The 18,346-nt window shown below is 73.7% G+C and carries 15 protein-coding genes; 6 read left to right on the top strand and 9 right to left on the bottom strand.

Annotation, left to right across the window (positions count from 1 at the left end; all coding sequences use genetic code 11):
- Positions 1-48: 48 nt before the first annotated feature.
- The gene (locus OHB09_RS31170; protein ID WP_006139969.1) at positions 49-960 is read right to left on the bottom strand and encodes an NAD(P)-dependent oxidoreductase; all 912 of its coding nucleotides are present in this window, start codon (positions 958-960) and stop codon (positions 49-51) included.
- 243 nt (positions 961-1,203) lie between these two features.
- Positions 1,204-1,860 carry a class I SAM-dependent methyltransferase gene (locus tag OHB09_RS31165; RefSeq protein ID WP_006139970.1) on the bottom strand — a complete coding sequence of 219 codons (657 nt, stop codon included), beginning with the start codon at positions 1,858-1,860 and terminating at the stop codon, positions 1,204-1,206.
- Between the two features lie 215 nt (positions 1,861-2,075).
- Here OHB09_RS31165 and OHB09_RS31160 point away from each other — a divergent pair, with 215 nt between their 5' ends.
- Positions 2,076-4,826: a SpoIIE family protein phosphatase gene (locus OHB09_RS31160; RefSeq protein WP_328922900.1), complete on the top strand. Its 2,751-nt coding sequence runs from the start codon at positions 2,076-2,078 to the stop codon at positions 4,824-4,826.
- A gap of 63 nt (positions 4,827-4,889) precedes the next feature.
- Here OHB09_RS31160 and OHB09_RS31155 read toward each other — a convergent pair whose 3' ends face one another.
- The 3 genes from OHB09_RS31155 to OHB09_RS31145 all read right to left on the bottom strand — a co-directional run bounded on the left by OHB09_RS31155 (position 4,890) and on the right by OHB09_RS31145 (position 7,748).
- Positions 4,890-5,951, bottom strand: coding sequence for a PucR family transcriptional regulator (locus OHB09_RS31155; RefSeq protein ID WP_006139973.1), 1,062 nt, complete (start codon positions 5,949-5,951; stop codon positions 4,890-4,892).
- Between the two features lie 113 nt (positions 5,952-6,064).
- A complete protein-coding gene (locus OHB09_RS31150) occupies positions 6,065-6,262 on the bottom strand; it encodes a hypothetical protein (protein ID WP_234528195.1) in 198 nt (65 codons plus the stop codon).
- Between the two features lie 313 nt (positions 6,263-6,575).
- Positions 6,576-7,748 (bottom strand): enolase C-terminal domain-like protein, encoded by a 1,173-nt coding sequence (locus OHB09_RS31145; protein ID WP_328922899.1) that lies wholly within the window; start codon positions 7,746-7,748, stop codon positions 6,576-6,578.
- 633 nt (positions 7,749-8,381) lie between these two features.
- Here OHB09_RS31145 and OHB09_RS31140 point away from each other — a divergent pair.
- Positions 8,382-9,128: a hypothetical protein gene (locus OHB09_RS31140; RefSeq protein ID WP_328922898.1), complete on the top strand. Its 747-nt coding sequence runs from the start codon at positions 8,382-8,384 to the stop codon at positions 9,126-9,128.
- A 47-nt stretch (positions 9,129-9,175) separates the two neighbouring features.
- Here OHB09_RS31140 and OHB09_RS31135 read toward each other — a convergent pair whose 3' ends face one another.
- The 3 genes from OHB09_RS31135 to OHB09_RS31125 form a co-directional block, all read right to left on the bottom strand.
- Positions 9,176-9,712 carry a hypothetical protein gene (locus OHB09_RS31135; RefSeq protein WP_006139977.1) on the bottom strand — a complete coding sequence of 179 codons (537 nt, stop codon included), beginning with the start codon at positions 9,710-9,712 and terminating at the stop codon, positions 9,176-9,178.
- Positions 9,713-9,843: 131 nt separating this feature from the next.
- The gene (locus OHB09_RS31130) at positions 9,844-11,409 is read right to left on the bottom strand and encodes an MFS transporter (RefSeq protein ID WP_319119575.1); all 1,566 of its coding nucleotides are present in this window, start codon (positions 11,407-11,409) and stop codon (positions 9,844-9,846) included.
- 191 nt (positions 11,410-11,600) lie between these two features.
- A complete protein-coding gene (locus OHB09_RS31125) occupies positions 11,601-11,789 on the bottom strand; it encodes a hypothetical protein (protein WP_006139979.1) in 189 nt (62 codons plus the stop codon).
- Between the two features lie 295 nt (positions 11,790-12,084).
- Between OHB09_RS31125 and OHB09_RS31120 the strand changes: the two genes are divergently transcribed.
- From OHB09_RS31120 to OHB09_RS31105, 4 genes are all read left to right on the top strand, one after another.
- On the top strand, positions 12,085-13,515 hold the full coding sequence (locus OHB09_RS31120) for a glutamate decarboxylase (protein ID WP_191853643.1): 1,431 nt from the start codon (positions 12,085-12,087) through the stop codon (positions 13,513-13,515).
- Between the two features lie 27 nt (positions 13,516-13,542).
- On the top strand, positions 13,543-14,412 hold the full coding sequence (locus tag OHB09_RS31115; protein ID WP_319119573.1) for a class II glutamine amidotransferase: 870 nt from the start codon (positions 13,543-13,545) through the stop codon (positions 14,410-14,412).
- Between the two features lie 20 nt (positions 14,413-14,432).
- Positions 14,433-14,825, top strand: a complete 393-nt coding sequence (locus OHB09_RS31110; RefSeq protein ID WP_191892160.1) for a hypothetical protein — start codon at positions 14,433-14,435, stop codon at positions 14,823-14,825.
- Positions 14,826-15,224: 399 nt separating this feature from the next.
- Positions 15,225-17,084: a coagulation factor 5/8 type domain-containing protein gene (locus OHB09_RS31105; protein WP_328922897.1), complete on the top strand. Its 1,860-nt coding sequence runs from the start codon at positions 15,225-15,227 to the stop codon at positions 17,082-17,084.
- A gap of 151 nt (positions 17,085-17,235) precedes the next feature.
- On the opposite strand, the gene OHB09_RS31100 is transcribed toward OHB09_RS31105, so the two are convergent.
- A complete protein-coding gene (locus OHB09_RS31100) occupies positions 17,236-18,264 on the bottom strand; it encodes a YihY/virulence factor BrkB family protein (RefSeq protein ID WP_191853640.1) in 1,029 nt (342 codons plus the stop codon).
- Positions 18,265-18,346: the final 82 nt, after the last annotated feature.

The following is an 18,346-nucleotide window of genomic DNA, read 5'->3' as shown; positions in this document are numbered from 1 at the left end:
GGTCCCGCCTCCCGTGAGGGCGCGGCCCGCCCGGAGGTGCCGGGGACGTCAGCCGTTCCCGCGCGCGGGCGGCTGCTCGAAGCTGGCGTAGTAGGCGGCGGCCATGTCCTCCTCCCCGTGCCCCTGCGCGGCGGCACGCTCCATACGGGCGGCGCTCGCGGCGGCGACGTCGAGACGGACGCCGTTGCGCTCCCCGGCGCTCACGATCAGCCGGGCGTCCTTGGCCGCCGTCGCGACGGCGAACTGAGCGGGCGTGAGCCGGTCGTTCAGCACGAGATCGGCCTTGACGCGCAGGTAGGGCAGGTCCAGGGCGCCGCCGCCGATGGCGTCGAAGAAGTGCGCCGGGTCGACGCCGAGCGCCTCCGCCAGGGCGAGCACCTCGCCGGCGGCGCTGGTGGCCGCGAGGACCCAGCTGTTGGCGACGAGCTTCAGCCGTGTGGCGGTTCCCGCCGCGCCGTCCTCGCCGGTCCACACGGTACGGGCGCCGACGGCGTCGAAGACGGGCGCCACGGCCGGGCGGTGCGCCTCGGGGCCCGCCGCGAGGACGAGGAGCTGCCCGGCCTCGGCCGGCTGACGGGTGCCGAGCACCGGGGCGTCGAAGAAGACGAGGTCGTGACCGCGGGCGAAGGCCGCGAGGTCGTCGATCGCCTCGATGCCGGCGGTGGTCGACTGCACCCACGCGGTCCCGGGCCGCAGGGCCTCGGCGGCCTGCCGCATGACGTCGAGGGTCGCGGGACCGTCGTAGAGCATGGTGAGCACGACGTCGGCACCGGTGACCGCCTCGGCGGGGGTGCCGGTGACGGTGACACCCTCGGCGGTCAGGGGCTCCGCCTTGTCCCGCGTACGGTTCCAGGCCCGTACGGCGAGCCCGGCCCGGGCGAGGTTGCGCGCCATGGGCGCGCCCATGATGCCGGTGCCGAGGACGGCGACGGTGGGGGTGGTGGTGGAGGAGGAGGTCATTCGGAGTGCGCCTTCTCGTGGTCGGGGTGGACCGGATCGCGTCCGGTGGGCCGTGCGACTGCACGTTACGTCGCGGGACCCCGGCCCGCGCCCCACCGGCCGACACCGCCCGGCCGTGGATCCCTCCCGACGGGGGCGGCGGTCCGGCGGGGGCCCGGCCGGCGGGTCACCGAGGCGCCCGGCCACCCCCGACGGCCCCGAGGGCCGGCCACCCCGCCGGTCCCTCGCCGCATCGGCCCCGTTTCAGGTCGCCGAGCGCGGGGCCGCGCCCGTCCGGCGCAGCCGCCAGACGTGGTCCTCGCGGAACCCCTCCGCCCCGTCCGGGGAGGTGCTCGGCCTGCGGAGTGTCTCCTTCGTCTCGAGCACCCACTCCTCCTCCGGCAGCGCCAGCCGCTCCAGCAGCCCGTCGAGCGTGGGGAACTCCGCCTCGAACGGCGGCTCCTCCTGCCACGAGGGCCACCCGGCGTGCATCACGATCAGCAGGGTCCCGCCGGGGGCGAGGGCGTCGGCCGCCCGGCGCAGCGCCCCGTCCTGGTCCAGCGCGACCGGGGACTGCAGGTACTCGACGTTGACCAGGTCGAAGGTGCCCTCGGGGAAGGAGCGGCCCAGTTCGTGCCGCTCCCAGGTGGTGCGGTCGGCGAGTCCGGCCTCGGCGGCGTGCGCGGCGGCGCGTTCCAGGGCGGTTGCCGAGATGTCGACGCCGGTGACCCGCCAGCCGCGGGAGGCGAGCCAGACGGCGTCGGCGCCCTCGCCGCAGCCGAGGTCGAGGGCGCGGCCGGGCGGCAGTCCCTCCGTCTCCCGGACGAGCGGGGCGTTGGGGCGGCCGCTCCAGACCCGGCCGTTGTCCCGGTAGCGGGCCTCCCAGAAGGCGGCGGGGTCGCTGGTGGGAGTGGGTCGCATGGGGCCCTCCTGTGTGCGTCGGCGTGGTGCGGCGCCGGGATGTCCGGTGCCCGTGGAGGAAGCGTGCGACCCGGTCGGCGCACGGGGCAAACATCCTTGCCGTTTCGGCAATGACGTGTTTCGCCGGGCGGGAGAGGGAAGTGGGCGGGTAACGCGTCCCTCTCCCTTCCAGGGTGACCCTCGCCTCGGGGCGGCGCGCAGTGTAGACATGGGGCATGGTCCGACTGCCGGGTCGATCTCGGACTCAGCCGCCCCGCCGCGTCGGCGCCTCGCGTGCCGGTCGCGTGGAGGAGCATGCTCCGCCGTCCTCCGCCCGCCCTCGCGGCCGGCGTCCCCTCACCGGGGTGCGCGCGGCGGTCGGCGGCCGCAGCGTCGCCGGACAGGTGTTCCTCCTCCAGGCCGTCATCGTCATGCTGCTGATCGTCGCCTCGGTGATCGCGCTGGTGCTGCAGGTGCGTCACGACAGCACGGAGGAGGCCCGCAACCGGTCCCTCGCCGTCGCCGAGACGTTCGCCAACGCGCCCGGCACCCTCCAGGCACTGCACGGCCCGGATCCCACCAAGGTGCTGCAGCCCAGGGCGGAGGAGGTGCGCAGGAAGGCGCACGTGGACTTCGTCGTCGTCATGAACACCGACGCGATCCGTTTCACCCACCCCAAGCCGGACCGCATCGGGAAGAAGTTCGTCGGCACGGTGGCGCCCGCGCTGGCCGGACGGCCCGTCACCGAGGAGATCGACGGCACGATCGGCCGGCTGGTGCAGGCCGTCGTCCCCGTCGAGGGCCCGGACGGTTCGGTGGAGGGGCTGGTGTCGGCGGGCGTCACCACCGACAACATCGGCGGCGCCGCCGACCGGCAACTGCCCCTCCTGCTCGGCGCCGCGGGCGTCGCGATGGCCCTGGCCACGGCGGGCACGGCCCTGGTGACCCGCCGCCTGCAGCACCAGACGCACGGCCTCGGCCCGGCCGAGATGACGCGGATGTACGAGCACCACGACGCGGTGCTGCACGCGGTGCGCGAGGGCGTGGTCATCGTCGACGGCGGGGGGCGTCTCGTCCTCGCCAACGACGAGGCGCACCGGCTGCTCGACCTGCCGGACGCGGCCGAGGGCCGGCGGGTGGACGAGCTGGGCCTCGTCCCGGACATGGCCGATCTGCTGGCGTCCCGGCGGGTGGCGACGGACGAGGTGCACCTGGTCGAGGACCGGCTGCTGGCGGTCAGCCAGCGGCCCACCCAACTGCGCGGCGGCCCCTTCGGCAGCGTCGCCACGCTGCGCGACACCACCGAGCTGCGGGCCCTGTCCGGCAGGGCCGAGGTGGCGCGCGAGCGGCTGCGGCTGCTGTACGACGCCGGGGTCGGGATCGGCGCCACCCTGGACGTCACCCGGACCGCCGAGGAGCTGGCCGAGACGGCGGTGCCGCGCTTCGCCGACTTCGTCAGCGTGGACCTCTCCCCCGAGGTGCTGGAGGGCCAGGAGCCGAAGGCGGGCAGCACGCTGCGCCGCTCGGCGCTCTGCGGTGTCCGCAAGGACGCGCCGCTGTACCCGGTGGGCGAGCGCATCACGTTCGTCGCGAGCTCCCCGCAGGCGCGCAGCCTGAGCACCGGCACGGCGCTCCTCATACCGGAGCTGTCCCGGGCCCCCGGCTGGCAGGCGCAGGACCTGGAGCGTTCCGCGCAGGTGATGGAGCGGGGCATCCATTCGCTGATCACCGTGCCGCTGCGGGTGGGCCCGCTGGTGATGGGTGTGGTCAACTTCTGGCGCTCGGAGCGGCCGGAGCCCTTCGACCAGGAGGAGCTGGTCCTCGCCGAGGAACTCGTGGCGCGGGCGGCGGTCTCCATCGACAACGCGCGCCGCTACACCCGTGAGCACACGATGGCGGTGACCCTGCAGCGCAGCCTGCTGCCGCGCAACTTCCCCGCGCAGAGCGCCCTGGACCTCGCCCACCGCTACCTCCCGGCGCAGGCGGGGGTGGGCGGCGACTGGTTCGACGTGCTGCCGCTGTCCGGCGCCCGGGTCGCCCTCGTCGTGGGGGACGTGGTCGGGCACGGGCTGCACGCCGCCGCCACGATGGGGCGGCTGCGCACGGCGGTGCGCAACTTCTCGGCGCTCGACCTGCCGCCGGACGAGATCCTCGCCTACCTCGACGAGCTGGTCGACCGCATCGACCAGGACGAGGCGCAGGACGACGCCGCCGCGATCACCGGCGCGACCTGCCTGTACGCGATCTACGACCCGGTCTCCCGGATGTGCACCATGGCGCGCGCCGGTCATCCGCCGCCCGCGGTCGCGGGTCCGGACGGCGAGGTCGTCTTCCCCGAGGTGCCGGCCGGTCCCCCGCTCGGCCTCGGCGGTCTGCCCTTCGAGACGGCCGAGGTGGAGCTGGCCGAGGGCAGCCGACTGGTGCTGTACACGGACGGCCTGGTGGAGAGCAGGGAACGGGACATCGACGCCGGTCTCGAGGAGCTGCGGCGGGCGCTGGCCGCGTCCGGCGACGAGTCCGTGGACGCCACCTGCCGGTCCGTGCTGGAGACGCTGCTGCCGGACGGCCAGAACGACGACGTGGCCCTGATCGTGGCGCGTACGCGGGCGCTCGGCGCGGAGGACGTGGCGGAGTGGGACGTGCCCTGCGATCCGGCGGCGGTCGGCGCGGTGCGCGCCCAGGTCTCGCGGCGGCTGGCCGAGTGGGGGCTGGACGAGCTGGTCTTCACCACGGAGCTGATCCTGAGCGAGCTGGTGACCAACGCGATCCGCTACGGCAGCGGTCCGATCCGGGTGCGGATGCTGCGGGACCGGAGCCTGATCTGCGAGGTGTTCGACGCCAGCGGGACCTCGCCGCACCTGCGGTACGCGGCGACGACGGACGAGGGCGGACGGGGACTGTTCCTCGTCGCACAGGTCGCCTCGCGGTGGGGCACCCGGTACGTGCGCGAGGGGAAGGTCATCTGGGCGGAGCAGGCGCTGGGGTGAGGGGGCGCCCGGGTGCGGCCGGCGCGCCCCGGCGCGGGCCGGTCACTCGGGCCCGGCCCCGCCTCACACCTCCGACTCGGGCCAGCCCAGCAGCCGGGCGCCGATCGCCGCCGTCTGCAGCGTGTACCGGTGCACGGGATCGGTGGGGTCCGAGCCGGTGAGCTTGCGGATGCGCTCCAGCCGGTAGGTGAAGGCGCGGACGCTGAGACTGAGCCGGCGGGCGGCCTCGGCGGCGACGCAGCCGGAGTCGAAGTAGGCGGTGAGTGTGTCCAGCAGCGGGCGGGCCCCGCCGCGCGCGGCCTCCAGCGGGCCGAGGGCGTGCCGCACCAGATCGGCCATGGCCTGCCGGTCACGGGCAAGCACGGGGTAGACGAGCAGGTCGGCGGCGTGCAGTACGGGCTCGCGCAGGTCGAGCCGCTCGGCGAGATGGAGGGCGTTGAGTGCCTCCTCGTAGGAGTGCACCACTCCCCCGGCCCCGGGGTGGGCGCGGCCGAGGCCGACCTGGCCGCCGTCCAGGCAGGCGTGGGCCTGCTTCGCGAAGTAGGCGAGCACCTCGCTCTCGTCGCCCGGGGCGATGCAGATCAGCCGGCCGTCCTTGGTCGTGAGCAGGATGCGCCGCTCCCCGAAGCGGGCGACGAGGGCCGTCTCGACCTGCCGGGTGGCCGGATGGGTGTCGTCCACGGCGCGCTCGCCCACGGCGACGGCGACGGCGTGGGCGCGGGAGAAGAGCAGACCGAAGCGTTCGGCCCGTTCGGAGAGCCGGCCCAGGTCGCTGCGGCCGTAGAGGAGGTCGTCGATGAACTCGCGGCGGGCCGCCTCCTCCTGACGCATCGCGAGCTTCTGGGCGCGTTCGTGTCCCTCGGCGAAGGCGTCCACCGCGTGCTCGACCACCGCGAGCAGGCGGTCGGTGCCGGTGGCGGGCAGGCTCGGCCAGAGCTCCCGGGTGACCGCGAGGTGCCGGCGGACGAGGGCGCGCAGCCCGTGTCCCGCCTCGGCCGCGCGCTCACCCTGCGCCCGCAGCGACTCCAACTCGTCCCGGGTGAGACGTCTGCCGGTCGCGCAGACCTCCCTGAGGATCCGCGCGTACTTCGCCAGTTCCTCCTCGCCCGCATCGGCCCCCGCCATGTCCGCCCCCGTCCTCAGCGCTCTCTCCCCCCACCCGTACGCCGCGGCTTCGGGAGCCGCGTGCGTGGGAACAGGGTAAAGGGGCCTGCTGACAGCAGCAGGTCGCAGGGGGTTCACGCGCGCTCGCGGGGACGCCGGCCCGTGGCCGCACGGGCCGGACGGTGGTTCTCGCGCGGTCCGCGGGCGGAGACGGCCTCGACGCGCCGTCCGTCCGCGCTCATGGGCATGCGTCTGCGGTCCCTGCGCACCATGATCGCGGTGCTGACGGCGACGACCAGGACGGCGGCGGCGAGCGGCACCAGGAAGGCCACGGTCACTCCTCTCGGTGGCGGCCCTGAGCCCCTCGTCCCGGGTCCGCGCGGTGGAACGGTCGGCGGGCCGGCACTGCGGCACCGCGGCGGGACACAACCGGTCCGGGCGCCGGGCACCTGCCAGTGCCCGGCACCCGGACCGTCCCCCGTGCTCCCCCGGGCCTCATCATGCCGATCCGGAGAAGGGCCGCGCATTGCCGGACTCAGGCAATGTTTTCCGGCTTCTCGATGCCGAGGCGCCGCACCGGGACGCGATCCACGGCGCAGCCCGGGGAGACGGGCACGGGGCGGTGCCCCCCGAGCCCGGCCGGATTCAGACCGGGCGCGTCCCGTGCACGCGGTAGGGCTCCGCGTCGGCCCACTTGACGTCGAGGCCCAGTCCCGGGCGGCCGGTGTCGGGCCGCAGGGCACCCCCGGCCGGGGACAGGGTGCCGTCGAGGAGCAGCCCCTCCACGCGGACATGGTCGTGGAAGTACTCCAGGTGCCGCGCCCGGCGCACGGCGCAGAAGGCGTGGGCGGAGACGGCCGGGGCGCAGTGCGCGGACAGATCGAGGTGCTCGGCGGCCGAGAGACCGGCGATCTCCAGCAGCCCGGTGATCCCGCCGCAGCGGGTGACGTCGGCCTGCAGGCAGTCCACCGCGCCGGCGTGTACGAGGTTGACGAAGTCCCGCGCGGTGTAGGCGTATTCGCCCGCGGCGATCTCCAGCCGTGCCGGGCCTCGCTCGCGCAGCAGCCGCAGGCCCTCCAGGTCGGCGGAGCTGACGGGTTCCTCGAACCAGCGCACGTCCCACTCCTCGTGGAAGCGGCCCGCCCAGTACAGGGCCTCCTTGCGTCCCAGCGCGCCGTTGGCGTCGGTGAGGATCTCCACCTCGTCGCCGAGGGCCCGGCGCACGGCGGTCAGCCGCGCGGGGTCACGCCCGGGTTCCCGGGAGGTCTTCAGCTTCACCCGGGGGATTCCCTGCCGGGCCCAGCCGCCGAGCTGGTCGGTGAGCCGGTCGAGCGGGTAGTTGGTGAAGCCGCCGCTGCCGTAGACCGGCACGCGCTCGTGGTACGCCGGGAGGAGGTGGACGAGCGGGAGGTCCAGCAGCCGGGCCTTGAGGTCCCACAGCGCCACGTCGACGGCGGAGACCGCCATGGCACCGACGCCGGGGCGGCCCGCGTTGCGTGTCCGCACCCCCATCGCCTGCCACAGCGCGGCCGGCGCGGCGGCGGAGGCACCCCGCACCACGGGTGCCAGCACGGACTCGGCGAACGCCGCGACCGAGAGGTCGCCGTACGTGTAGCCGATGCCGGTACGGCCGCCCGCGTGCACCCGGACCAGCACCATGGTGGTGGAGTGCCAGTCGAGGGTGCCGTCCTGCTCCGTGCCCCCGGGGCCGTCGACGGGCACCTCGAAGGCGTGCACGTCGACGGCGTCGACCGGGCAGTCGGGATCCGGCGGCACGGCCGGGACGCCGCCGGAGGGCTCGGGTCCGCTGCGCGTCATGTGCTGTCCCCTCCCGTCGATCCGGCCGGTCCCGCCCGGCCGCCTGCCTTCGCATCCGCGTGGTCACCCCTGGGTGACCCGGCGGCGCGCCCGGTAAACGACGCGCGCGTGCGGCCGTCCCGCCCGCCGTCGCGGGGGCGGCCGGGGCCGGCCGACGCGGGGACCGTCGAACCCGGCCCGCGCAGACACCGCCAGACCCGGCCCGCGCAGAAACCACCAGACCCGGCCGACGCGAGGACCGCCGAACCCGGCCCGCACAGACACCCCCAGACCCGGCCCGCACAGGAACCACCAGACCCCGTGGACGCGGGGCACCGTCGAACCCGGCCCGCGCAGAAGCCACCGGACCCGGTCGACGCGAGGACCGCCGAGCCCGGCCCGCACAGACACCGCCAGACCCGGCCCGCGCAGAAACCACCAGACCCGGCCGACGCGAGGACCGCCGAGCCCGGCCCGCACAGACACCGCCAGACCCGGCCCGCACAGGAACCACCGGACCCCGTCGACGCGGGGCACCGTCGGACCCGGTCGGCGCGGGGCGCCCGTCCGTGCGAAAATCTCGGAGCCCCGCGCCCCGGCCTCTCCGTGGGGGCGGGCCGGGGCGGGGCGGACGAGTCAGGGAGCGGGACGGTCGTGACCGATCAGGGTGCGGGGGGCGGGGACTCCCGCAAGGACGAGGGCGGCACGCCCGCCATACCGGACGAGGTGTGGGCGCGCTTCGCCCACGACACGGAGCGGGCCATCGCGCGTTCGGCGCCCCGGGAGCCCTCGGCGCGGGAACGGGCGGACGGGGCGCGGATCGAACCCCAGGCCGGCGGGTCCGGAGCGTCACGGCCCGAAGCGTCGGGGCCCGAGGTGTCGGGGCCCGGCTCCGGCGGCTCACGGGCCGGTGGGTCCGACCCCGGCACGTCCGCCGCCGACGGCCCTTTCGGAGAGGGCACCCGGACACCCCGTGCCGACCCGACCCGTGCCGGCCGCCACGGCAGCGAACGCTCCGCTTCTCCGGGCCACGCCCGCACCGGCCCCTGGGCCGTCCTGCGCTCGCGCCGGGACACGGCGGACGAGTGGGGAGGGCACCCGGCCGACGAGGCCGTGGGGGAACTCTGGCAGCCGGAGGAGCGCCCGGCCGGGCCCCTTTGGCGGGATCTGGACGCCAGGGCCAGGCGCCGCCGGGTCGCCCGGCTGCTCGGCGCGGCCACCGCCGTCGTCCTGCTGTGGACGGTCGCCTCACGCGCGCCCCTCGGCTCGCGCGAGGGCTACGGGACCGAGGACACGACGGTGGAGCAGTCGGAGGACGCCCCGCTCCGGGTCCCGGCGACCCCGGGGCCCACTCCCGCCGTCTCCCCGGGGGACGCGACCCCGGCCCGCCACGTCGGCTGAGCCCGAGGGCACGGACCCGCACGCGGTCCGTGCGCACACCGCGGGCGCTATGCCGTGAGCCGCTCGCCCTGTCCCAGGCATCCCAGCAGCCGCGCCCGGTGCAGGGCGGCGACCGGTGAGACCAGGTCCGGGTGGCGGAGCAGGGCCGCCGCCCGGACGTCCCGTGCGTCCGGTGCGAGCAGCCGCCGGAAGTCGAGGGGCAGACCGTCGCCGTGCTCCCCCGCCGTGACCGCGGCGACCGCGCCCCCGGCGAGGTCCGGGTCGGTGAGCAGGCAGGTCGCCCAGCTCGCCACGACCTCGTCCACCCAGGTGCGCCAGGCGTGGCCGAGCCATTCCGCCTCGTCGGCGGGTTCCATGATCTCCAGGCCGGTGAGCCGGTCGAGCCTGCCGGAGCCGCCGGGGCCGGCCATCACGGCGAGCTCGGCGTCGATCGCGGTCGGGTAGCGCAGCCAGGCGGCGACGGTCACCGCCTGCCGTGCCTGGACCTCGGCGAGGGCGGAGTCCAGCGCGGTGCCGGCCGACGGGAAGGCGAGCATCAGCCACTGCGAGGTGGCGGCGATGAGCGGGGAGAGAGCTGCGGACACGCCGGGGCCGTTCCGATCGCGGGGGCGGTGGGAGGACACCGGGAAGATATCCCCGCCCTCCCGTCCCGCGATATGGCGCAGACCACGCGGCGGACGTGGCCTCGGCCACGTCCGGGTCGTCGGGTGCGGCCTCAACGCGCCCCGGAGGCCTGTTCCACGTGGTACAGGTCCTTCGACGTGCTGATCAGCTCGCTCCGCTCCTCCGTGGAGCCGACCATCGGCTGGGACCCGTGCAGCGGCACCTGCGCGCTCTCGGGCAGGAACCTGACGGTCACCAGCCCGATGACGCCGGCGAGGATCAGGTAGTAGGCGGGCATCATGTCGTTGCCCGTGATGTTGATCAGCGCCTCGGTGACCAGAGGAGTCGTACCGCCGAAGGCCGAGACGGCGATGTTGAAGCCGATGCCCATGGCGGCGTAGCGGACGGCGGTCGGGAACAGCGCGGGCAGGGTCGCGGCGCTCGGGGCGGCGAACCCGGCGAGCAACGTGGACAGGATCAGCACCCCGCAGATCGGCGCCCAGGTGCCCGCCGTCTTGATCAGCAGGAACGAGGGCACCGCGAGGATGATCATCGCGACCGCCGAGACGGCGTAGACGGGCCGTCGGCCGACCCGGTCGGAGAGCCGGCCGAGGAAGGTGATCAGCACGACGATCCACACCATGCCGATCAGCACCATCACGTCGGCGGAGCCGCTGGAGCGGCCCAGGGTCTCGGTCTGGTAGGTCGGCAGGAAGCCGGTGACCATGTAGTTGGTGACGTTGTAGAGGAGCACCAGGCCCATGCAGATCAGCAGAGGCCGCCAGTGCTCCCTGACGATGGTCCTGAACTCCGTGCCCGCCGACTCCTGGGCGAGGCTCTTCTCGTGCTCGTCGAGCTGCTGCTGGAAGGCCGGGGACTCCTCCAGCCTGAGCCGCATGTACAGGCCGATCACACCGAGCGGCCCGGCGATGAGGAAGGGGATGCGCCAGCCCCAGGCGAGCATGTCGGCGTCGCTGAGCGCCAGGTTCAGCACGGTGACCAGGGCGGAGCCGAGCGCGTAACCGACGAAGGTGCCGAAGTCGAGCCAGCTCGAGAGGAAGCCGCGGCGGCGGTCGGGCGAGTACTCGGCGACGAAGGTGGTGGCACCGCCGTACTCACCGCCGGTGGAGAAACCCTGGATCATGCGGGCGAGCAGCAACAGGATCGGCGCGGCGATGCCGATGGTGGAGTAGCTGGGGATGATCCCGATGACGAAGGTGCCGATGGCCATCATGATCATGGTGGTGGCGAGTACCTTCTGCCGGCCCAGCCGGTCGCCGAGCGGTCCGAAGACGAGGCCGCCGAGCGGGCGCACCACGAAGGCCGCGGCGAACGTCGCGAAGGAGGAGATGAGCTGGGCGCCGGGCGAGGCTCCGGGGAAGAAGACCTTGCCGAGGGTGGCGGCGAGGTAGCTGTAGACGCCGAAGTCGAACCACTCCATGCAGTTGCCGAGCGCCGAGGCGCCGACGGCCCGCTTGAGCAGGGGCCCCTCCACGACCTGCACGTCCTCCGCGCGGAATGCCCGCCGGTTGCGCCGGAGCCTGGAGGCCAGCTCCTCGCGGACCTGCCGCGGCAGCTCCGCGACGCTCTTCGGCACCCTCGTCCGGTTCCGGGGAGAAAGTTGTCCGTCCGGCCTCGCGTCACTCACGCCGCCGCCTTTCCACGTCGTGCCCTGCATGTACCGTTTGCTTCGCTTGGGCGGTTTCATTCCTGTACCGCCCGGGCGAAATGCCACGCCGCGGTGATCACCGGACGCACCCGGACCGCTTGCCCGGTCTGCTGCGGGACACACGGAGGTACCTGGGCCGACCCGCCTCCACGGCGGGTCGCGGGAGGCTCAGGGCGGGGCCGCACGCTCCCCGCACGACGTCACCGGCCCGCCTCCAGGAGCTGCTGGAAGCGGGTCATGCAGGGCAGGCAGTGGTGGTCCGTCTGGTCGGGCGCGGCCGGACCGCCCGAGACGTCGGCACCGCACAGGCTGGTGCCGCGCTGCTCGGTCACCACGTGCCACACCGGTTTTCCACTGCCGGGTTCCGGACCGACGCGCATCTCGTGCATGGTCACCACCTCCTGGGACGACGCCGTTTCCAGCAGACCCCGGGCGGCGGCCCCGGGCCCCGGTCAGGGCCCCCATCCGGGTGATCCGGGCCGTGGAAACGCTTCGGCCGCCCGGGGAAGGGGCCACGTGGACACGGCGGGACACCACCGCGGAACGGGGGCCGGGACGCGTCGTCCCCCGGGTCCCGGAGCCTCTTTCGTCCGCCGTGGGTGGTTCGCGGGGCGGGCGGCGGGAACTCCTCGCAGAGGGAAGCGAACCGGTGGACCCGGCGAGCGGAGGAGAGGCGGACCGCCCATGCCCGAGCAGCACGCTGGTGACGACGACCGTGCGAGCCGTGATCTGGAGATCAATCCGGTCTTCAGCCGGGAGCCTCTGCGGGTGCCGCGGTACGCGCTGCCGGACGCCGAGATGGAACCCGACACCGCCTACCAGGTGATCCACGACGAGCTGATGCTCGACGGCAACGCCCGGCAGAACCTGGCGACGTTCGTCTCGACCTGGGCGGAGCCCCAGGCCCGGCGGCTGATGAACGAGTGCGCCGAGAAGAACATGATCGACAAGGACGAGTATCCGCAGACCGCCGAGCTGGAGACCCGGTGCGTCCACATGCTGGCCCGGCTGTGGCACGCCGAGCACCCGCAGCGCGCGATCGGCTGCTCGACGACGGGGTCGAGCGAGGCGGCGATGCTCGGCGGCCTGGCCCTCAAGCGGCGCTGGCAGCAGCGGCGCCGCGCCGAGGGCAGGCCCACCGACCGGCCCAACCTGGTCATGGGCATCAATGTGCAGATCTGCTGGGAGAAGTTCGCCGACTACTTCGAGGTCGAGCCCCGGTACGTGCCGATGGAGGGCGAGCGCTTCCACCTCACCGCGGAGACGGCGACGCAGCTGTGCGACGAGAACACCATCGGCGTCGTCGCGGTCCTCGGCTCCACCTTCGACGGCTCCTACGAGCCCGTGGCCGGCATCGCCGCGGCCCTGGACGATCTTCAGTCCCGTACCGGGCTCGACATCCCCATCCACGTCGACGGCGCCTCCGGGGCGATGATCGCCCCCTTCCTCGACCCGGAGCTCGAATGGGACTTCCGGCTGCCGCGGGTCGCCTCCATCAACACCTCCGGCCACAAGTACGGCCTGGTCATGCCCGGGGTCGGCTGGGCCCTGTGGCGGAACGAGGCGGCCCTGCCGGAGGACCTGGTGTTCCACGTGAACTACCTCGGCGGCGACATGCCGACGTTCGCGCTCAACTTCTCCCGGCCCGGCGCCCAGATCGTCGCCCAGTACTACAACTTTCTGCGGCTGGGCTTCGAGGGCTACCGGCGGGTGCAGCAGACCTGCCGCGACGTCGCCACCGGCCTCGCCCGGCGGATCGCCGCCCTCGGGCCCTTCGAACTGCTGACCGACGGCGGCGACATCCCGGTGTTCGCCTTCCGGCTGCGGGACGGGATCGAGCACTTCAGCGTCTTCGACGTCTCCGCGGGACTGCGCGAGCAGGGCTGGCTGGTGCCCGCGTACACCTTCCCCGCGCACCGCACCGACCTGGCCGTGCTGCGGATCGTGGTGCGCAACGGCTTCAGCCACGACCTGGCCGACCTGCTGCTGCGGGACCTGCGTCGCGTCCTCGCCCGGCTGGACAAGCAGCACGAACCGCACCGCGACGCCGAGGACGCGGGCGGCTTCGCCCACGGCGCCGAGACCAAGAACCCGCGCACCCCGGGCCGCCACTGACCCGGTCCGAGCCGGAGGAGGAGAGCGATGTGCCGTCTGTTCGGTCTCAGCAGCGCTCCGCGGCGCACCCGCGCCACGTTCTGGCTGCTGGACGCCCCTGACAGCCTCAGCGAGCAGAGCCGTCACGACCCCGACGGCACCGGTCTCGGGTACTACGCCGCCGACGGCGCTCCCGTGGTGCACAAGGCCCCGCTCTCCGCCCGCGAGGACCGCGCGTTCGCCGAGGAGGCCCGGCGGGTGGAGTCGGAGACCTTCCTCGCCCACATCCGCTTCGCCTCCACCGGCGGCCTGGACACGCGCAACACCCATCCCTTCGCGCAGGAGGGACGGCTGTTCGCCCACAACGGCGTGGTCGAGGGCCTCGACCGGCTCGAGGCGCACCTGGGCGAGGACCGGGCCCTGGTCGGCGGGGACACCGACTCCGAGCGGTGCTTCGCCCTGATCACCCGGGAGATCCGCCGCCACGGCGGCGACGTGACCGCCGGAATCGAGAGCGCCGTCGGCTGGATCGCGGAGAACCTGCCCGTCTACGCCCTCAACCTGATCCTCACCACCCCCGGCGAACTGTGGGCGCTGCGCTACCCCGAGACCCACCGGCTCTACACGTTGCGCCGGCACGCGGGCGGCCACCACGGCTCCCGGCACCTGGACCACAGCGGCAGCGAAGGCCATCTGCGGGTCCACTCCGCGCATCTGGCCGAGTCGCCCGCCGTGGTGGTCGCCAGTGAACGCATGGACGACAACCCGCAGTGGCGGCTGATGGACCCGGGCGAACTGCTGCACGTGGGCCCCGATCTGCACGCCACGCACCACGTCGTGCTGCCGGATCCACCGGCGCACCGGCTCACCCTGGCGGACCTCCGCCCCGATGCGGCCACCTCGCAGAGGGCGGCCTGAACAAGAGACCTGGAGGAACCATGTGGAAGCGCAGGAAAGGCGCCCGACCGGCCAGGATCCTCCCGCTGGAGCTGTGCGACCTGTGCGCGGCGACGTTCCCGCAGGACGAGGCCAAGCACGGCTACGTGCCCGACTCCTCGTCCGTCCATCCGACGAACGACGGCTATGACGGGCTGCGCGCCCTCACCGCGTGCGGCGACGAGCACTTCGAGGAGCTGCGCAGGCAGTACCTGCGACGGCCCTACGTGCAGGAGGAGTTGTGGGCCGCGAAGATAACGCGGGTGCTCACCACGGGCCCGCCCACGCTCACCATGGACCAGCTCGGCTGCCGCACCGGGCTGCACGAACCCGAACTGCGCCGGGCCATCGCCTGGCACAACGAGCGCATGCGACGGTACGCCGCCGAGGAGTGACGGCCGACGCCCCACCCCGCGGACACGGAGCACGGGCCCCGCCCCGGACGGCGGGGTCCGGTGCTTTCCGGCCCGCCGCCGTGACACGGGGCGGACGCGGGAGGCGAGTCAAGCCGGATCGCGCGTGTCCGTCAAGGCTCGCGACCGCCCCCGGGGCGCACATGTGTTGAAGACATCGTGAAGGTCGCCGGTCCGGTGCCGACCGCCATGAAAGGGACAAGAACTCGCTTTCGGCGGCGAATTGACGTCTCCTCATGGGCCACCGGAGAAACTTGCCGCTCGGCTCTTGACGCACGGATCGGGCCAGATGAAGCATTCACGAAAAGAGAGCGCTCTCAAAGCCGCACATCGTTCAGTTCCTGAACCGTTCGCTCACTCCCCCTTCAGGAGAGCCGCCCCATGCGCCCTTCGTCCTCCCCGGACCCCACCACGCCTGCCACACCCGTCACCCCTTCCGGCGCCTCCGACCCCGCCCCGGGCCGCAGGGCCGTCCTCGGCGCCGCGGCCGCGGCGGCCGCCGCGCCGGCTCTGCTCGCCCTGTCCACACCGGCGTCCGCCGCACCCGCCGGCCACCGGCCCCCGCATCCCCGGCCCCGCCCGCGCCCCCGCCGGCTCGCGGCCGGCGGGGATCTGGGCCCGAACGTGCTGGTCTTCGACCCGTCCACGCCCGACATCCAGGCCACGCTGGACGAGGTGTTCCGCAAGCAGGAGAAGGCGCAGTTCGACACCGGCCGCTACGCCCTGTTCTTCAAGCCCGGCACGTACCACGGGCTCAACGCGCAGATCGGCTTCTACACCTCCATCGCCGGGCTCGGCCTCTCCCCCGACGACACCACCATCAACGGGGACGTGACGGTCGACGCCGGCTGGTTCGACGGCAACGCCACGCAGAACTTCTGGCGTTCGGCCGAGAACCTCGCGCTCGTGCCGGTGAGCGGCACCAACCGGTGGGCCGTGGCTCAGGCGGCCCCCTTCCGGCGCATGCACGTACGGGGCGGGCTCGACCTGGAACCCGCGGGGTACGGCTGGGCGAGCGGCGGTTACATCGCCGACTCCCGGATCGACGGCCAGGTGGGGCCGTACTCCCAGCAGCAGTGGTACACCCGGGACAGCGCGATCGGCAGCTGGCTCAACGGCGTCTGGAACATGGTGTTCTCGGGCGTCGAGGGCGCCCCGGCGCAGAGCTTCCCCGACCCGCCGTACACCACGCTGAACACCACCCCGGTCTCCCGCGAGAAGCCGTTCCTGTACCTGAGCGGCAGCGAGTACCACGTCTTCCTGCCCGAGAAGCGCACCGACGCCCGTGGCGTCAGCTGGGGCAACGGCACACCCCGCGGCACCTCGCTGCCGCTGACGCGGTTCTACGTCGCCCACCCGGGCGACAGCGCCGCCACCCTCAACCAGGCGCTCACCCAGGGGCTCAACCTGCTGCTCACGCCCGGCATCTACCACGTGGACGAGCCGCTGCGGGTGGACCGTGCCAACACCGTGGTCCTGGGCCTCGGTTACGCCACGCTCGTCCCGGACAACGGCGCCATCGCCGTGAAGGTCGCCGACGTCGACGGCGTGCGGCTCGCGGGCTTCCTCGTCGACGCGGGCCCGGTCGACTCCGCGACCCTGCTGGAGGTCGGTCCGGCCGGCGCCTCGAAGGACCACTCCGCCAACCCGACCACCGTGCAGGACGTGTTCGTGCGCATCGGCGGGGCGGGCGCGGGCCGGGCGACCACCAGCATGGTGATCAACAGCAGGCACACCATCGTCGACCACACCTGGCTCTGGCGCGCCGACCACGGCACCGGTGTGGGCTGGGAGACCAACCGGGCCGACTACGGCCTCGTCGTGAACGGCGACGACGTGCTGGCCACCGGCCTGTTCGTGGAGCACTTCAACAAGTACGACGTGCAGTGGAACGGGCAGCGCGGACGCACGATCTTCTTCCAGAACGAGAAGGCCTACGACGCCCCGAACCAGGCGGCGATCCAGAACGGCTCGATCAAGGGGTACGCCGCCTACAAGGTGGGCGACCGGGTCACCAGCCACGAGGGCTGGGGGCTGGGCAGTTACTGCTTCTACAACGTCGACGAGACCATCGTGCAGCACCACGGCTTCGCCGCTCCGAACACGCCGGGGGTGAAGTTCCACGACCTGCTGGTGGTCTCGCTGGGCGGGGCCGGGCAGTACGAGCGGGTGATCAACGACATCGGCGCCCCCACCTCGGGCACGTCGACGGTGCCGTCCACGGTCGTGTCGTACCCGTGAGCGCCTCGGGCGGTTGAGAGGACTGCCGGTGGCCGGACGGCGGGCCCAGCGCCCCGCCGCTGGTACAGGTCACTCCTGAGCACCGGGCCGCGCCCCGGCCACCGGCAGACCCGACGGAGCATTGCACACTGCAAATAGCGGTGCCAAGCGTCTACCGGGATTCGTCCTCGGGACGGTCGCCGGGCAGGGGCGCGGGCCAGGGCGGCGGCGGGGTGCCGAAGCGCACCTCGACGTGCTCGAAGCCCTTGAACGCCTCGGTCCTCGCGTACGCCCGGTAGGCGCGGCGGTCGCCCCGGGTCAGCCGCACCCGGTCGGTGAACGGGGTGAGCAGGCTGCGCGGCCACAGCCGCAGTACGCGCACCGCGCTCACCTCGGCCGTCATCAGGAAGACGAGGGCGCCGAGGTAGATCCAGGCCAGCAGACCGAGGACGATGCCGAACATGCCGTACGTGGCGGTCGCGCCGCGCAGCACGTCCTGCACGTAGTACGAGCCGGCCCATTGGAGCGCCTGCCAGACGCAGGCCCCGCCGAGCGCCGCGCCGTTCATGTGCCGCAGGGGCAGCCTGCAGTGCGTCAGGACCCGGTAACTCAGCTGGAGCAGCGCCGCGTTGAGGATGATCGCGCCGACCGCGGCGCTCACCCGGATGCCGGTGGCCAGGCGGGTGCCGAAGACGTTCGCGTCGGAGACGGTGACCGACAGCAGCGTCGTCAGGCACAGCCCGAGCGCCAGCACCGACAGGAACAGGGCCCCCTTGAGCCGGGAGCGGAGCGGATCGGGGCGGGCGTACCGGGGCACCGCCCAGATCTTGTTCAGCGCGTGCTGTGCGCCCTGGGCGACCCCGAGGGCGCCGTAGAGGCTGCCGGCGACACCGGCGGCGAGGGCGAGTCCGTTGCCGTGGAAGGAGTGGATGTTCTCGGCGATCTGGTCGCCGAGGACGGGGAACTCGCCGAGCGCGGAGTCCAGCACGTCCTGTTGCAGCCCGGGGTTGTGGCTGAGCAGGGTGCCGAGGACGGCGACGAGGATCAGCATGATCGGGAAGAGGGACAGGAAGGCGTAGTAGGCGAGGAGGGCGGCGAGGTAGGTGGCCTGGTCGTCGAAGAACTTGTAGACGACGGCGAGCGGCAGCCCCACCCAGCGGTGGCGTCGCTGGTACGCGTCGAACCGGGCCACCGCTCGCATGGGCTCACCCTCCGTCACCGCCGCGGGACTGCTCCGTGATCACATCCTCTCCTTCCCCGCGGGGCGGGGAGGGAGAGGCCAC

The organism is Streptomyces griseoaurantiacus (assembly GCF_036189845.1).
Classification (GTDB): domain Bacteria; phylum Actinomycetota; class Actinomycetes; order Streptomycetales; family Streptomycetaceae; genus Streptomyces; species Streptomyces griseoaurantiacus.
The sequence above is the reverse complement of the archived record's forward strand: the minus strand, read 5'-3'. Positions and strand labels throughout refer to the sequence as shown.

What these genes read in the sequence shown, in the direction of transcription:
- OHB09_RS31170 (WP_006139969.1), bottom strand. Translation starts at nt 960, where the DNA reads ATGACCTCCTCCTCCACCACCACCCCCACCGTCGCCGTCCTCGGCACC.
- OHB09_RS31165 (WP_006139970.1), bottom strand. Translation starts at nt 1,860, where the DNA reads ATGCGACCCACTCCCACCAGCGACCCCGCCGCCTTCTGGGAGGCCCGC.
- OHB09_RS31160 (WP_328922900.1), top strand. Translation starts at nt 2,076, where the DNA reads ATGGTCCGACTGCCGGGTCGATCTCGGACTCAGCCGCCCCGCCGCGTC.
- OHB09_RS31155 (WP_006139973.1), bottom strand. Translation starts at nt 5,951, where the DNA reads ATGGCGGGGGCCGATGCGGGCGAGGAGGAACTGGCGAAGTACGCGCGG.
- OHB09_RS31145 (WP_328922899.1), bottom strand. Translation starts at nt 7,748, where the DNA reads ATGACGCGCAGCGGACCCGAGCCCTCCGGCGGCGTCCCGGCCGTGCCG.
- OHB09_RS31130 (WP_319119575.1), bottom strand. Translation starts at nt 11,409, where the DNA reads ATGCAGGGCACGACGTGGAAAGGCGGCGGCGTGAGTGACGCGAGGCCG.
- OHB09_RS31125 (WP_006139979.1), bottom strand. Translation starts at nt 11,789, where the DNA reads ATGCACGAGATGCGCGTCGGTCCGGAACCCGGCAGTGGAAAACCGGTG.
- OHB09_RS31120 (WP_191853643.1), top strand. Translation starts at nt 12,085, where the DNA reads ATGCCCGAGCAGCACGCTGGTGACGACGACCGTGCGAGCCGTGATCTG.
- OHB09_RS31115 (WP_319119573.1), top strand. Translation starts at nt 13,543, where the DNA reads ATGTGCCGTCTGTTCGGTCTCAGCAGCGCTCCGCGGCGCACCCGCGCC.
- OHB09_RS31110 (WP_191892160.1), top strand. Translation starts at nt 14,433, where the DNA reads ATGTGGAAGCGCAGGAAAGGCGCCCGACCGGCCAGGATCCTCCCGCTG.
- OHB09_RS31105 (WP_328922897.1), top strand. Translation starts at nt 15,225, where the DNA reads ATGCGCCCTTCGTCCTCCCCGGACCCCACCACGCCTGCCACACCCGTC.
- OHB09_RS31100 (WP_191853640.1), bottom strand. Translation starts at nt 18,264, where the DNA reads ATGCGAGCGGTGGCCCGGTTCGACGCGTACCAGCGACGCCACCGCTGG.